The 13,808-nt window shown below is 65.5% G+C and carries 14 protein-coding genes; 10 read left to right on the top strand and 4 right to left on the bottom strand.

Translation table 11 applies throughout. From position 1 onward, the window contains the following. Nucleotides 1–46 precede the first annotated feature (46 nt). The 3 genes from B7P44_RS13845 (at nt 47) to nadC (ending at nt 3,489) form a co-directional block, all read left to right on the top strand. Nucleotides 47–1,243, top strand: coding sequence for a DesA family fatty acid desaturase (locus B7P44_RS13845; RefSeq protein ID WP_084905053.1), 1,197 nt, complete (start codon nt 47–49; stop codon nt 1,241–1,243). 228 nt (nt 1,244–1,471) lie between these two features. Beyond that, nucleotides 1,472–2,608: a quinolinate synthase NadA gene (gene nadA / locus B7P44_RS13840; protein WP_084906680.1), complete on the top strand. Its 1,137-nt coding sequence runs from the start codon at nt 1,472–1,474 to the stop codon at nt 2,606–2,608. After that, complete coding sequence (nadC, locus tag B7P44_RS13835) at nt 2,605–3,489, top strand: carboxylating nicotinate-nucleotide diphosphorylase (protein ID WP_084905051.1); 885 nt, start codon at nt 2,605–2,607, stop codon at nt 3,487–3,489. Before nadA ends, nadC begins: the two co-directional genes overlap by 4 nt. A 79-nt stretch (nt 3,490–3,568) precedes the next feature. Here the strand turns inward: nadC and nadB are convergent, their stop codons facing one another. The 4 genes from nadB to radC all read right to left on the bottom strand — a co-directional run bounded on the left by nadB (nt 3,569) and on the right by radC (nt 6,759). Then, a complete protein-coding gene (gene nadB, locus B7P44_RS13830; protein ID WP_084905049.1) occupies nt 3,569–5,155 on the bottom strand; it encodes an L-aspartate oxidase in 1,587 nt (528 codons plus the stop codon). A gap of 160 nt (nt 5,156–5,315) precedes the next feature. Beyond that, nucleotides 5,316–5,483 carry a 50S ribosomal protein L33 gene (rpmG, locus tag B7P44_RS13825; protein WP_006478046.1) on the bottom strand — a complete coding sequence of 56 codons (168 nt, stop codon included), beginning with the start codon at nt 5,481–5,483 and terminating at the stop codon, nt 5,316–5,318. Between the two features lie 17 nt (nt 5,484–5,500). Next, complete coding sequence (gene rpmB / locus B7P44_RS13820; protein ID WP_034208178.1) at nt 5,501–5,734, bottom strand: 50S ribosomal protein L28; 234 nt, start codon at nt 5,732–5,734, stop codon at nt 5,501–5,503. A 281-nt stretch (nt 5,735–6,015) separates the two neighbouring features. Then, on the bottom strand, nt 6,016–6,759 hold the full coding sequence (radC, locus tag B7P44_RS13815) for a RadC family protein (protein WP_084905046.1): 744 nt from the start codon (nt 6,757–6,759) through the stop codon (nt 6,016–6,018). 139 nt (nt 6,760–6,898) lie between these two features. Between radC and B7P44_RS13810 the strand changes: the two genes are divergently transcribed. From B7P44_RS13810 to B7P44_RS13780, 7 genes are all read left to right on the top strand, one after another. Then, the gene (locus B7P44_RS13810) at nt 6,899–7,354 is read left to right on the top strand and encodes an FKBP-type peptidyl-prolyl cis-trans isomerase (RefSeq protein ID WP_010090945.1); all 456 of its coding nucleotides are present in this window, start codon (nt 6,899–6,901) and stop codon (nt 7,352–7,354) included. 2 nt (nt 7,355–7,356) lie between these two features. After that, a complete protein-coding gene (gene ispH, locus B7P44_RS13805) occupies nt 7,357–8,337 on the top strand; it encodes a 4-hydroxy-3-methylbut-2-enyl diphosphate reductase (protein ID WP_010090946.1) in 981 nt (326 codons plus the stop codon). Nucleotides 8,338–8,606: 269 nt separating this feature from the next. Next, nucleotides 8,607–9,800 (top strand): branched-chain amino acid ABC transporter substrate-binding protein, encoded by a 1,194-nt coding sequence (locus B7P44_RS13800; protein WP_084906678.1) that lies wholly within the window; start codon nt 8,607–8,609, stop codon nt 9,798–9,800. 211 nt (nt 9,801–10,011) lie between these two features. Beyond that, on the top strand, nt 10,012–10,962 hold the full coding sequence (locus B7P44_RS13795) for a branched-chain amino acid ABC transporter permease (RefSeq protein ID WP_010090948.1): 951 nt from the start codon (nt 10,012–10,014) through the stop codon (nt 10,960–10,962). A gap of 18 nt (nt 10,963–10,980) precedes the next feature. Continuing rightward, nucleotides 10,981–12,147: a branched-chain amino acid ABC transporter permease gene (locus tag B7P44_RS13790; RefSeq protein WP_084905044.1), complete on the top strand. Its 1,167-nt coding sequence runs from the start codon at nt 10,981–10,983 to the stop codon at nt 12,145–12,147. 28 nt (nt 12,148–12,175) lie between these two features. Next, nucleotides 12,176–12,952: an ABC transporter ATP-binding protein gene (locus B7P44_RS13785; RefSeq protein WP_084905042.1), complete on the top strand. Its 777-nt coding sequence runs from the start codon at nt 12,176–12,178 to the stop codon at nt 12,950–12,952. Continuing rightward, nucleotides 12,952–13,668: an ABC transporter ATP-binding protein gene (locus tag B7P44_RS13780; protein ID WP_084905040.1), complete on the top strand. Its 717-nt coding sequence runs from the start codon at nt 12,952–12,954 to the stop codon at nt 13,666–13,668. The genes B7P44_RS13785 and B7P44_RS13780 overlap by 1 nt, the downstream gene beginning before the upstream one ends. The last annotated feature ends 140 nt before the right edge of the window (nt 13,669–13,808 follow it).

The raw sequence follows: 13,808 nt of genomic DNA, 5'->3' as shown, positions 1-13,808 counted from the left end.
CTGACGCCGGTGCGTGCCGGCGTCGTTCACTCCACAGGTAACTGCCTTGTTGAATTCCCTGCTCGACTTTCTTGCTCACGGGCTCCTGCGCTTCTCGTGGTGGCAGATCGTGCTGTTCGCGCTCGCCGTCACGCACGTGACGATCATCGGGGTGACGGTCTACCTGCATCGCTGCCAGGCGCACCGCGCGCTGGAGCTGCACCCGATCGCCAGCCATTTCTTCCGCCTCTGGCTGTGGATGACGACCGGGATGCTGACCGGCCAGTGGGCGGCGATTCACCGCAAGCACCACGCGAAGTGCGAGACCGAGGAAGATCCGCACAGCCCGCAGACGCGCGGCATCTGGAAGGTGTTCCTCGAAGGCGCCGAGCTGTACCGTGCGGAAGCGAAGAACGAAGAGACGATGCGCAAGTTCGGCCACGGCACGCCGAACGACTGGATCGAGCGCAACATCTACTCGAAGTACCCGATTCTCGGCGTCAGCCTGATGATGGTGATCGACGTCGCGCTGTTCGGCGTGCTCGGCCTGACCGTGTGGGCCGTGCAGATGGTCTGGATCCCGTTCTGGGCGGCGGGCGTCGTCAACGGTTTCGGCCACTTCTGGGGCTACCGCAACTTCAACTCGGCTGATGCGAGCACGAACCTGTTCCCGTGGGGCATCGTGATCGGCGGCGAGGAACTGCACAACAACCACCACACGTTCGCGACGTCCGCGAAGCTGTCGAACAAGTGGTACGAGTTCGACATCGGCTGGATGTACATCCGCATCATGTCCGCGTTCGGTCTCGCGAAGGTGAAGAAGGTCGCGCCGACGCCGCGCCTGAACAAGCCGAAGACGGTGCTCGACCAGGAAACGCTGCAGGCCGTGCTGTCGAACCGCTACGAGGTGATGGCGCGCTACGGCAAGGCCGTCAAGCGGGCGTACCGTCAGGAACTCGTGCGTCTGAAGGAACTTGGTTCGGGCGAGAAGTACCAGCTGATGCGCGGTGCGCGCAAGTGGTTCCACAAGGATGCGGACGGGCTCGACGAGCCGCAGAAGAAGCTGCTGCCGGAGATTTTCGCGAACAGCCAGAAGCTGCAGACGTACTTCCAGCTGCGCCAGGATCTCGCGGCAATCTGGGATCGTTCGACCGCGTCGCGCGAACAGCTGCTGGCCCAATTGCAGGATTGGTGCCATCGCGCCGAACAAAGCGGCATCAAGGCATTGCAGGAATTCGCGATGCGCCTGCGCCGCTACGCCTGATTCGAAATCGATTAGAATCTCAGGACGTCACAAACCCCGCGCTGGCGGGGTTTTTTCTTTTGGGCGATCGCAAAGCATGGGGCCGGAGTAAGCGCTAAAGCGCCAACTCTGGTCGACCGCGAAGGATGGGACCAGAGTAAGCGCTAAAGCACTAACTCTGGTCGACCGCGAAGCATGGGGTGGGAGTAAGTGCTAAAGCACTAACTCCCACCGACAGGAGATATGGAGATGCAATCGACGATCAAACCCGTCGAGTACGACCGGCCAGTCGCGGCAGGCGCCGTCTGCGGCGTCGGGCAGGCATGGGCCAAGGTGCCCGAGACGCCGTCCCCCGAGGAGCGCGCCGCGCTGAAGGCGCGCATCAAGGCGTTGCTGGCCCGTGAGAAGGCAGTCCTGGTCGCGCACTATTACGTGGACGCCGAATTGCAGGAACTCGCCGACGAAACCGGCGGATGCGTCGCCGATTCGCTCGAAATGGCCCGCTTCGGCCGCGACCACGACGCGCAGACGCTCGTCGTCGCGGGCGTGCGCTTCATGGGCGAAACCGCGAAGATCCTGAGCCCGGGCAAACGGATCCTGATGCCGGACCTCGACGCCACCTGTTCGCTCGATCTCGGCTGTCCGGCCGACGAATTCTCCGCGTTCTGCGATGCGCACCCGGACCGCACCGTCGTCGTCTACGCGAACACCAGCGCCGCCGTGAAGGCGCGCGCGGACTGGATGGTCACGTCGTCGATCGGCCTCGAGATCGTCGCGGATCTCCACGCCCGCGGCGAGAAAATCATCTGGGCGCCGGATCGCCATCTCGGCAGCTACATCCAGAAGAAAACCGGCGCGGACATGCTGCTGTGGCAGGGTTCGTGTCTCGTGCACGACGAATTCAAGGGCATCGAGCTCGACCTGCTGCGCGCCGAATACCCGGACGCGAAGGTGCTCGTCCATCCGGAATCGCCGGAGAACGTCGTCGCGCTGGCCGACGTCGTCGGCTCGACCACGCAGCTGATCGACGCGGCGGTGAAGCTGGACGCGACGCATTTCATCGTCGCGACCGATCTCGGCATCCTGCACAAGATGCAGCTCGCGGCGCCGGGCAAGACCTTCATCGCGGCGCCGACGGCCGGCAACAGCGCGACCTGCAAGAGCTGCGCGCACTGCCCGTGGATGGCGATGAACGGCCTCGCGAACCTCGCGGACGTGCTCGAGCGCGGCCACAACGAGATCTTCGTCGACCCGGCGATCGGCGCGCGCGCGCGCCTGCCGATCGACCGGATGCTCGAGTTCGCGGCCGCCCACAAGAAGCGCGTGCAGACGAGCGGCGACCTGCAGCGCGACCAGCAACTGTTCGCGAACGTGGGGGCGGCATGACGACCAGCGCCGTTTCCCCGCTTTTCGAAACGATCCGCGCGCAGTACGGCGCCGCGTTCGACGACGCGCTCGCGCGCAACGTCGCCGATGCGATTGCCGAGGACGTCGGCGCGGGCGACCAGACCGGGCGGCTCGTGCCGGCCGGCGAGCGCCGCCGTGCGCGCATCATCGTGCGCGAAGAGGCCGTGCTGTGCGGCGTGCCCTGGTTCGACGCGGTGATGCACCGCATCGATCCGACGATCGACGTGCGCTGGCAGTATCGCGAAGGCGACCGGATGAAGGCCGATTCGACGGTCTGCGAACTCGAAGGCCCGGCGCGCGCGCTGCTGACCGCCGAGCGCAACGGGCTGAACTTCCTGCAATTGCTGTCCGGCGTCGCGACGGCGACGCGCCGCTACGTCGACCGGGTCGAGGGCACGCGCGCGCAGATCCTCGATACGCGCAAGACGCTGCCGGGCCTGCGGCTCGCGCAGAAGTACGCGGTGCGGGTCGGCGGCGGCGCGAACCAGCGGCTCGCGCTGTACGACGGGATCCTGATCAAGGAGAACCACATTGCGGCCGCAGGCGGGGTCGGCGAAGCGCTCGACGCGGCGTTCGCGCTGAACGCGGGCGTGCCGGTGCAGGTCGAGGTCGAGACGCTCGCGCAGCTCGACACGGCGCTCGCGCACGGCGCGCAGTCGGTGCTGCTCGACAACTTCACACTCGACATGATGCGCGAGGCGGTGCGCGTGGCTGCGGCCAAGGCCGTGCTCGAAGTGTCGGGCGGCGTCAATTTCGATACGGTGCGCATGTTCGCCGAGACCGGCGTCGATCGCATCTCGATCGGCGCGCTGACGAAGGACGTGCGCGCGACCGATTATTCGATGCGCATCGTCGACTGACCGCGCGGCGCAATCCGCAGACAAAAAAGCCGTTGGCGTTCGCGCGCCAACGGCTTTTTTCCTGGTGCTGCGCGCGGCGTTATCGGCGCGCCTTCGGCATCAGCACGCTCGGCAGCGCCTTCGGCAGCGCGTGCGGCCAGTCGCGGCTGTAATGCAGCCCGCGGCTTTCGCGTCGCGACTGGGCGCTCTTGACGATCAGCATCGCGACGTCGACGAGGTTGCGCAGCTCCAGCAGGTCGCGGCTCACGCGGAAATTCGCGTAATACTCGTGGATCTCGTCGCGCAACAGCGACAGCCGGTGCTTCGCGCGTTCGAGACGCTTGTCGGTGCGCACGATGCCGACGTAGTTCCACATCAGGCGCCGCAATTCGTCCCAGTTGTGCGCGACGACGACTTCCTCGTCGGGATCCGACACGCGGCTCTCGTCCCACGCGGGCAGCGCGCCCGGCGAGTCGACCTCGAAGCCGGCCGTCTCGATCGCTCCGGCTGCCGCACGGCCGATCACGAGGCATTCGAGCAGCGAGTTGCTGGCGAGCCGGTTAGCGCCGTGCAGCCCCGTATACGACGTTTCGCCGACCGCATACAGGCCGGCGAGGTCGGTGCGGCCTGCCAGGTCGGTGACGACGCCGCCGCACGTGTAGTGCGCGGCCGGCACGACCGGAATCGGCTGCTTCGCGATGTCGATGCCGAACTCGAGGCAGCGCGCGTGGATCGTCGGGAAATGTTCGCGCAGGAACGCTTCCGGCTGGTGGCTGATGTCGAGGTACACGCAGTCGATCCCGCGCTTCTTGATCTCGAAGTCGATCGCGCGCGCGACGATGTCGCGCGGCGCCAGTTCCTCGCGCGGGTCGTGCGCGGGCATGAAGCGCGTGCCGTCCGGCAGCTTCAGCAGGCCGCCTTCGCCGCGCACCGCCTCGGAGATCAGGAACGACTTCGCGTAAGGGTGGAACAGGCAGGTCGGGTGGAACTGGATGAACTCCATGTTCGCGACGCGGCAGCCCGCGCGCCACGCCATCGCGATGCCGTCGCCGGTCGCGGTGTCCGGGTTGGTCGTGTACAGGTAGACCTTGCCGGCGCCGCCGGTAGCGAGCACCGTGTGCGGCGCCTCGATCGTGACCGTGCGGCCGCTGTCGACGTCGAGCGCGTACAGGCCGTGGCAGCGGCGGCCGGGCAGGCCGAGCCGCTCCGACGTGATCAGGTCGATCGCGTGGTGGTTCTCGAGGAACGTGATGTTCGGATGGCGGCGCGCGCGCTCGGACAGCGTCGCGAGCACCGCGTGCCCGGTCGCGTCGGCGGCGTGGATGATGCGGCGGTGGCTGTGGCCGCCTTCGCGGGTCAGGTGAAAGCCGAGCTCGGCGGCGTCGTCCTTCGTGAACGGCACGCCCTGCGAAATCAGCCATTCGATCGCTTCGCGACCATGCTCGACGATGTAGCGCGTCGCGCTCTCGTCGCACAGGCCGCCGCCGGCGACCAGCGTGTCGTCGACATGGTTCTCGATGCTGTCCGCGGAATCGAGCACGGCGGCGATGCCGCCTTGCGCGTTGTCGCTCGCGCCTTCCATCATCGAACGCTTCGCGATCAGCGCGACCCGCCGCGTGTCGGCCAGATTGAGCGCGACCGACAGGCCTGCCAGGCCGCTGCCGACGATCGCCACGTCGAATTTCATTGCTGCATCTCCATCATTGCACGCTTGATCTTGTGTATTCCGGCGGCGCAGCCGCGGAAAGGGGAGAGCATACCGCGTCGGCCAAAAGCGTGCGCGCAAAACAAAAAGCCCCGCGATTGCGGGGCTTTTTGGTCACCGTCAGGCTGGTAGAAACCGGAGATTACTTGATCTTGGTTTCTTTGTATTCCACATGCTTGCGGACGACGGGATCGAACTTCTTGATCGCCATCTTTTCCGGCATGTTGCGCTTGTTCTTCGTGGTCGTGTAGAAATGACCCGTACCAGCGGTCGACTCGAGCTTGATCTTGTCGCGTGCGCCTTTTGCCATGATTGTGCTCCTTGGGCTTAGACTTCGCCGCGTGCGCGCAGGTCAGCGAGCACGGAATCGATGCCGTTCTTGTCGATCAGGCGCAGGCCGGCGTTCGAGACGCGCAGGCGCACCCAGCGGTTTTCGCTCTCCACCCAGAACCGGCGGTTTTGCAGGTTCGGCAGGAAGCGACGCTTCGTCTTGTTGTTTGCGTGGGAAACGTTGTTGCCGCTCATCGGCGCTTTCCCAGTTACTTGGCATACGCGTGCCATGAGAGCACTCCTAATACGCTAAATTCGGGGTTCGATCGCCGGTGAAGGTTCTCATCGAGCAGCCACGTGATCCATAGCTGCACTCAGAACGCCCAAGCCCTTAACAGACAAGGCCCTTCGATGGCTAGAACTGGTTGGAAAAAAGACAGACGGCGATTCTAGCAGAAAAAGTTCAGGAAAATCAAACGTAATTTCATCGTGCCGTCGTGGCGCTCGTGCGCCGCCTGCCGGAGGCCGCTCGGTGCGGGCCCGGCGGGCCCGCCTGCGCGGCCTGGCACAGTTTATAGCAAGCCGGCGCGCGCGAACGAGAACGTTTCGGTCGCGCCGACGACGACGTGATCCAGCAGCCGCACGTCGAACAGGGCGAGCGCGTCGCGCAGCACGCGGGTCAGGCGCCGGTCCTCCGCGCTCGGCTGCACCGCGCCGGACGGGTGGTTGTGCGCGACGACCAGCGCGGCGGCGTTCACCGACAGCGCGCGGCGCACGATCTCGCGCGGGTAGACGGCCATCCGCGTCAGCGAGCCGCGCGCGCTTTCCTCGCTGTCGACGAGGCTGTGGCGCGCGTCGAGGTACAGGGTCATGAACACTTCGTACGGGCGCGTGCCGATCACGAGCCGCAGGTAGTCCTCGACCGCGCCGGGCGAATCGATCAGCAACTGCTCGCGCGCCTTCTCCGCGAGCGCGCGCCGCGCGAGCTCGGCGACCGCGGACAGCCGGGCGATGCGGGCTTCGCCGATGCCCGGGTGGCCGCGGAAATCGGCCGGGGTCGCGTCGAGCAGCCCGCGCAGCGACTTGCCGAAGTGTTCGAGCAGCGCACGCGCGCTGTCGAATACGTTGTGGCCGGGCACGCCGGTGCCGAGCAGCAGCACGATCAGCTCGTCGTCGGACAGCGCGGCCGGCCCGCGCTCGAGCAGCCGCTCGCGCGGCAGGTCGGGCCGTCGCGCGCGCTTGCGCCGCCCGGCCGCGCGCGGCGTGTCGGCGTCGGCGTCGCGGCATTCGCGGAAGGGCGACAATTGTTGCGGCATGGTTGATTCTCCATTGTGGCGGGCAGGCAGGCCTGTGCAACGTCGTCGCACTTTCCGCCTTGCGCGCTCAGGTGACTTACAATGTCGGTTTTGCGCCGGGCCTCGCGGCCGCATCGGGCGCCGACTGAACGAGTAATTCATGAGCCTCATCGATCTTTCCGAAGTGAAGCCCGGTTCGCACGTCACGCTGCACTACCGGCTGGCACTGGCCGACGGCGCCGACATCGTCAACACCTTTTCCGACAAGCCCGCGACGCTGCTGCTCGGCGCAGGGCAGCTGGCGCCTTCGCTGGAACAGATTCTCGTCGGGCTCCGGGTGGGCGACCATTCGACTTATCAGCTAGCGCCCGAGCAGGCATTCGGGCCCCGAAATCCGGACATGCTCCAGCGCGTGACGCTCAAGACGCTGCGCGAGAACGGGATGATCGGCGAGGACTTCACGCCGGGCGACCTGATCGAATTCAACGCGCCGGACGGCGGTCGATATGCAGGGGTGCTGAAGGAAGTCGGCGAAACCTCGGCGCTGTTCGACTTCAATCATCCGCTCGCGGGCCAAGCGCTCACGTTTGAAGTGAAAATCATCGGGATCCTGTAATCATGAGCACCACCGATACGCTGTCCGGACAGACCGTCGCCGCCGACGCCGAAATCCTGCTGGCCCAGCCGCGCGGCTTCTGCGCGGGGGTCGATCGCGCGATCGAGATCGTCGAGCGCGCGATCGCGATGTACGGCGCGCCGATCTACGTGCGCCACGAGATCGTCCACAACAAGTACGTGGTCGAGGACCTGAAGAAGAAGGGCGCGATTTTCGTCGAGGAACTCGAGGAAGTGCCGTCTGGCAACACCGTGATCTTCAGCGCGCACGGCGTATCGAAGGCGGTGCGCGACGAAGCCGGCGTGCGCGGGCTGCGCGTCTACGACGCGACGTGCCCGCTCGTCACGAAGGTGCACGTCGAAGTGGCGAAGATGCGCCAGGATGGCGTCGACATCGTGATGATCGGGCACAAGGGGCACCCGGAGGTCGAGGGCACGATGGGCCAGGTCGAGCGCGGCATGCACCTCGTCGAGAGCGTCGAGGACGTGCAGAAGCTCGAGCTCGCCGATCCGGAGCGCATCGCGCTCGTCACGCAGACGACGCTGTCCGTCGACGACGCGGCCGAGATCATCGCCGCGCTGAAGGCGAAATACCCGAAGATCCGCGAGCCGAAGAAGCAGGACATCTGCTATGCAACGCAGAACCGCCAGGACGCGGTGAAGTTCATGGCGCCGCAGTGCGACGTCGTGATCGTCGTCGGCAGCCCGAACAGCTCGAACTCGAGCCGGCTGCGCGAAGTGGCCGAGAAGCGCGGCGTCGCGGCATACATGGTGGATGCGCCCGACCAGATCGATCCGGCGTGGGTCGCCGGCAAGCGCCGCATCGGCGTGACGGCCGGCGCGTCGGCGCCCGAAGTGCTCGCCCAGGCGGTGATCGCGCGCCTGCGCGAACTCGGCGTGCGCAACGTCCGCGCGCTCGACGGGATCGAGGAGAGCGTGTCGTTCCCGCTGCCGCGCGGCCTGAACCTGCCGCCCGCAGCCTGATCCGCCGTACACAGAGCGGTACACCGAAGCGCGCCCCAGGGCGCGCTTTTTTTTGCACGTGGAAACCGTAATCGCAACCGATATTCCCGCAGATGGTGCAACCGGGTTGCTATTCGCCGCCAAACCCTTGTCTCAAAATTGGTTGCAATGCAGGAAAACCCCATCAAATCAGGAATATTGGCGTTCTATAAATGGAGTTACAATTCGCCCGTTTTCAGGCCTGAATGGCCGTGGAACCCGGTTTTGGCAAGGCGCAGGAGACCTATTTAATGCATGTGAAGTTGGCTTACGCCGTGTCCGTCGCCGCTGCGGTTGCAATGCTCGCCGCCTGCAGCAAAAAGAGCGACGACGGGGCGGGCAAGGAGGCTGCGGCGTCCGCGGCACCGCCGGCCAGCGACGTGCGCGTCGTCAAGATCGGTCATGCCGCCCCGTTGACGGGCAGCATCGCGCATCTCGGCAAGGACAATGAAAACGGGGCACGTTTGGCGATCGAGGAAATCAATGCGCATGGCCTGACGATCGACGCGCACCCGGTGCGGCTGGAACTGGTCGCCGAGGACGACGCGGCCGATCCGAAGACGGGCACGCAAGTTGCACAGAAGTTGGTCGACGACCGGGTCGTGGCCGTGGTGGGACACCTCAATTCGGGGGTGTCGATCCCGGCGTCGAAAATTTACAGCGACGCGGGCATCGTGCAGATTTCACCGTCCTCGACCAACCCCGACTATACGAAGCAGGGGTTCAAGACCACCTACCGCGTCGTGGCGACGGACGCGCAGCAAGGCCCTGCGCTCGCCAACTACGCGCTGCATGCGCTCCACGCGAAGCGCTTCGCGGTCGTCGACGACGCGACCGCCTACGGCAAGGGGCTTGCCGACGAATTCGAGAAGACCGTCAAGGCGGCGGGCGCGCAGATCGTCGCGCGCGAAGCGACCAACGACCGCGCGACGGACTTCAAGGCGATCCTGACGAAGATCAAGCGTGACCATCCGGACGTCATCATGTACGGCGGGATGGACGCGACGGGCGGCCCGTTTGCGAAGCAGGCGATGGCGCTCGGTATCGGAGCAAAAATCCTTGCCGGCGACGGCGTGTGTACCGACAAGGTGGCCGAGCTCGCGGGCAACGCGGTGCAGAACCTGATCTGTTCGGAGGCGGGGCTCGCCCTGTCGCGGATGGAGAAAGGAGCGGACTTCGAGAAGAAGTATGAAGACCGTTTCCACACGCCGGTGCAGATCTACGCGCCGTTCACGTATGACGCGGTCTACGTGATCGTCGATGCAATGAAGCGCGCCAACTCGATCGAGGCGTCCAAGGTGCTGGCTGCGATGCCGTCGACCGACTACCGCGGGGTGATCGGTCACATCGCATTCGCCCCGAACGGCGATCTGAAAGAGGGGGCGATTACGCTCTACGACTTCAAGGAGGCAAAGAAAACCGTCCTCGATGTCGTGACGATGTAGCGACAGGACTCGTGACGGCGCCGGAACAGTGCGGTGCCGTTTCTGTATCCGCTCCGGCGGCAGGTCCGGCCGTACAGGCCGGGCGGCGCACGCCGGGACGATCCACCCTTACCGGTCTTTTCTAGTACACGCAGTGCCGCCGAGACGACGTGATTCTCCGCTTACCCGCGGGGCGCAGCCTCATCCGGCAGCACGGGCCAAGGAGCTTTAAATGGATATTTTCGTCCAGCAGATCCTCAACGGGCTGGTGCTCGGCAGTGTCTACGCCATCATCGCGTTGGGCTACACGATGGTGTACGGCATTCTCGGCATCATCAACTTCGCGCACGGCGATGTGCTGATGATCGGCGCGATGGTCGCGCTTTCCGCGATCACCGTGCTGCAAAACCATTTCCCGCAGCTTGGCAACGTCGCGACACTGACGATCGGCCTGGGCATCGCCGCGATCGTGTGCGCCGTCGTCGGCTACACGATCGAGCGGGTCGCGTACCGGCCGCTGCGCCGTGCGCCGCGTCTCGCGCCGCTGATCACCGCGATCGGCGTGTCGATCCTGCTGCAGACCGCCGCGATGATCATCTGGTCGCGCAACCCGCTGCCGTTCCCGCAGCTGCTGCCGACCGACCCGATCAACGTGATCAAGGCCACCGACACGACGCCGGGCGCCGTGATCTCGATGACCGAAATCGTGATCATCGCCGTCGCGTTCCTCGTGATGGGCGGCCTGCTGCTGCTCGTGCACAAGACCAAGCTCGGCCGCGCGATGCGCGCGATCGCCGAAAGCCCGAACACCGCCAGCCTGATGGGCGTGAACCCGAACTTCGTGATCTCGGCGACCTTCATGATCGGCTCGGCGCTCGCGGCGCTCGCCGGCGTGATGATCGCGTCGGAGTACGGCAACGTGCACTTCTACATGGGTTTCATCCCGGGCATGAAGGCCTTCACGGCCGCGGTGCTGGGCGGCATCGGCAACCTCGCGGGCGCGATGGTCGGCGGGGTGGTGCTCGGTCTCATCGAGCAGCTGGGCGCAGGCTACATCGGCAATCTGACGGGCGGCGTGTTCGGCAGCAACTACCAGGACGTGTTTGCCTTCATCGTGCTGATCATCGTCCTCGTGTTCCGTCCGTCCGGCCTGCTGGGCGAACGTGTCGCGGACCGCGCGTAACGGAAGGGGAGCAAGAACATGACATCCATTCAACCGATCGAAACCTCGACGACGCTCGTCGAAGAACGCAACACCGCGAAGACCGTCACCATCGGCATCCTCACGGCGGCGTTCGTGATTGCCGCGCCGATCATCATCGGCGCAGCGGGCGGCAACTACTGGGTCCGCGTGCTCGACTTCGCGATGCTGTACGTGATGCTCGCGCTCGGCCTGAACGTTGTGGTCGGCTTTGCCGGCCTGCTGGACTTGGGCTACATCGCGTTCTACGCGGTGGGCGCGTACACGGCGGCGTTGTTGTCCTCGCCGCACCTGACCACGCAGTTCGAGTGGATCGCGAACCTCGCGCCCGGCGGGCTGCACGTGCCGTTCCTGCTCATCGTGCCGATCGCGATGGCGATTGCCGCGATGTTCGGGATCCTGCTCGGTGCGCCGACGCTGCGGCTGCGCGGCGACTACCTCGCGATCGTCACGCTGGGCTTCGGTGAGATCGTGCGGATCTTCATGAACAACCTCGATCGTCCGGTGAACATCACGAACGGCCCGAAGGGGATCACGGGGATCGATCCGGTGCACGCCGGCGACTTCAGCCTCGCGCAGACGCACTCGCTGTTCGGCATCCAGCTGCCGTCGGTCTACATGTACTACTACCTGTTCGTGCTGTGCGCGCTGCTGGTGATCTGGACGTGTACGCGCCTGCAGCACTCGCGCATCGGCCGCGCATGGGCGGCGATCCGCGAGGACGAGATCGCGGCGAAGGCGATGGGCATCAACACCCGCAACGTGAAGCTGCTCGCGTTCGCGATGGGCGCGTCGTTCGGCGGCCTGTCGGGCGCGATGTTCGGCTCGTTCCAGGGCTTCGTGTCGCCTGAGTCGTTCACGTTCTGGGAATCGATCGTCGTGCTGGCCTGCGTGGTGCTGGGCGGCATGGGCCACATCCCGGGCGTGATCCTCGGCGCGGTGCTGCTCGCGATCTTCCCGGAATTCCTCCGTTCGACGATGGGCCCGCTGCAGAACGCCGTGTTCGGCCATGAAGTCGTGGATACCGAAGTGATCCGCCAGGCGCTGTACGGCCTCGCGATGGTGGTCATCATGCTGTATCGCTCGGAAGGCCTGTGGCCGGCGCCGAAGCATGAGGACAAGATCGCGAAACTCGCGAAGCGCAGCGCCAAGTCGGCGCGCGCGTAACGGATCGACAGCGGAAGGAGAAACACACATGAGCGACAAGCAAATCCGACTGTCCGTGAAAGGCGTGAACAAGCGCTTCGGCGGCCTGCAGGCGCTGTCCGACGTCGGCCTCGAGATCAAGGAAGGCGAGATCTACGGCCTGATCGGCCCGAACGGCGCCGGCAAGACGACGTTCTTCAACGTGATCACGGGCCTGTACACGCCGGACTCCGGCGAATTCAGGCTGGACGGCGCGGAATACAAGCCGACCGCGGTGCACCAGGTCGCGAAGACGGGCATCGCACGCACGTTCCAGAACATCCGCCTGTTCGGCGGGATGACGGCCCTCGAGAACGTGATGGTGGGCCGCCACGTGCGCACCAAGCACGGGCTGCTCGGCGCGGTGTTCCAGACGCCGGCGGAACGCCAGGAAGAGCGCGAGATCAAGGAGCGCGCGATCGAACTGCTCGAATACGTCGGCGTGCTGCAGTATGCCGACTACACGTCGCGCAACCTGTCGTACGGCCACCAGCGCCGCCTGGAAATCGCGCGCGCGCTCGCGACCGATCCGAAGCTGCTCGCGCTCGACGAGCCGGCGGCGGGGATGAACGCAACGGAGAAAGTGGAACTGACGCGCCTGCTCGACAAGATCCGTTCGGACGGCCGCACGATCCTGCTGATCGAGCACGACGTGAAGCTCGTGATGGGATTGTGCAACCGGATGACGGTGCTCGATTACGGCAAGGTGATCGCCGAGGGTCTGCCGCAGGACGTGCAGAAGAACCCGAAGGTGATTGAGGCATATCTCGGCGCAGGGGTGCACTGATGGCAGCGGCAATGTTGAAAATCAAGGGCTTGCAGGTCAACTACGGCGGGATCCAGGCCGTCAAGGGCGTTGACATGGAAGTCCGCCAGGGCGAGCTCGTGACGCTGATCGGCGCGAACGGCGCAGGCAAGACCACGACGATGAAGGCGATCACGGGCCTGAAGCCGTACTCGGCGGGCGACATCGAGTACGACGGCAAGTCGATCAAGGGCGTGCCGACGCACGAACTGCTGAAGCACGGCCTCGCGATGGTGCCGGAAGGCCGCGGGATCTTCGCGCGGATGTCGATCATCGAGAACATGCAGATGGGCGCGTATCTGCGCAACGACACGGAGCAGATCAAGCGCGACGTCGACCGGATGTTCGGCTTCTTCCCGCGCCTGAAGGAGCGCGCGACGCAGCTCGCCGGCACGCTGTCCGGCGGCGAGCAGCAGATGCTCGCGATGTCGCGCGCGATCCTCTCCAAGCCCAAGCTGCTGCTGCTCGACGAGCCGTCGATGGGCCTGTCGCCGATCATGGTCGAGAAGATCTTCGAAGTGGTGCGCACGATCTCGAAGGAGGGCATCACGGTGCTGCTCGTCGAGCAGAACGCGCGCCTCGCGCTGCAGGCGGCCGACCGCGGCTACGTGATGGATTCGGGCACGGTCACGATGGAAGGCGACGCGAAGAAGATGCTCGACGACCCGAAGGTGCGGGCAGCGTATCTGGGCGAATGAACGGGCCCCGCGCGTCGCCGCAGGCGGCGCGCAAGGGCTTTCGAAAGGCTGTCACGGTTCGCCGTGACGGCCTTTTTTCATGGCGCGCGCCATCCGTGGGGCAAACGGCCGTCCGCAACCGGCCGTCCGCAAATCGACAT

Origin of the sequence: Burkholderia ubonensis subsp. mesacidophila (genome assembly GCF_002097715.1) — a bacterium.
In the GTDB taxonomy this organism is placed as follows: Bacteria; Pseudomonadota; Gammaproteobacteria; order Burkholderiales; family Burkholderiaceae; genus Burkholderia; species Burkholderia mesacidophila.
Note: the sequence above shows the minus strand (reverse complement) of the source record. Positions and strands in the feature narration are given on the sequence as shown.

Coding starts and splice junctions, on each gene's coding strand:
- nadA (WP_084906680.1), top strand. CDS start 1,472: ATGCAATCGACGATCAAACCCGTCGAGTACGACCGGCCAGTCGCGGCA.
- nadC (WP_084905051.1), top strand. CDS start 2,605: ATGACGACCAGCGCCGTTTCCCCGCTTTTCGAAACGATCCGCGCGCAG.
- nadB (WP_084905049.1), bottom strand. CDS start 5,155: ATGAAATTCGACGTGGCGATCGTCGGCAGCGGCCTGGCAGGCCTGTCG.
- rpmG (WP_006478046.1), bottom strand. CDS start 5,483: ATGGCAAAAGGCGCACGCGACAAGATCAAGCTCGAGTCGACCGCTGGT.
- rpmB (WP_034208178.1), bottom strand. CDS start 5,734: ATGGCACGCGTATGCCAAGTAACTGGGAAAGCGCCGATGAGCGGCAAC.
- radC (WP_084905046.1), bottom strand. CDS start 6,759: ATGCCGCAACAATTGTCGCCCTTCCGCGAATGCCGCGACGCCGACGCC.
- B7P44_RS13810 (WP_010090945.1), top strand. CDS start 6,899: ATGAGCCTCATCGATCTTTCCGAAGTGAAGCCCGGTTCGCACGTCACG.
- ispH (WP_010090946.1), top strand. CDS start 7,357: ATGAGCACCACCGATACGCTGTCCGGACAGACCGTCGCCGCCGACGCC.
- B7P44_RS13800 (WP_084906678.1), top strand. CDS start 8,607: ATGCATGTGAAGTTGGCTTACGCCGTGTCCGTCGCCGCTGCGGTTGCA.
- B7P44_RS13795 (WP_010090948.1), top strand. CDS start 10,012: ATGGATATTTTCGTCCAGCAGATCCTCAACGGGCTGGTGCTCGGCAGT.
- B7P44_RS13790 (WP_084905044.1), top strand. CDS start 10,981: ATGACATCCATTCAACCGATCGAAACCTCGACGACGCTCGTCGAAGAA.
- B7P44_RS13785 (WP_084905042.1), top strand. CDS start 12,176: ATGAGCGACAAGCAAATCCGACTGTCCGTGAAAGGCGTGAACAAGCGC.
- B7P44_RS13780 (WP_084905040.1), top strand. CDS start 12,952: ATGGCAGCGGCAATGTTGAAAATCAAGGGCTTGCAGGTCAACTACGGC.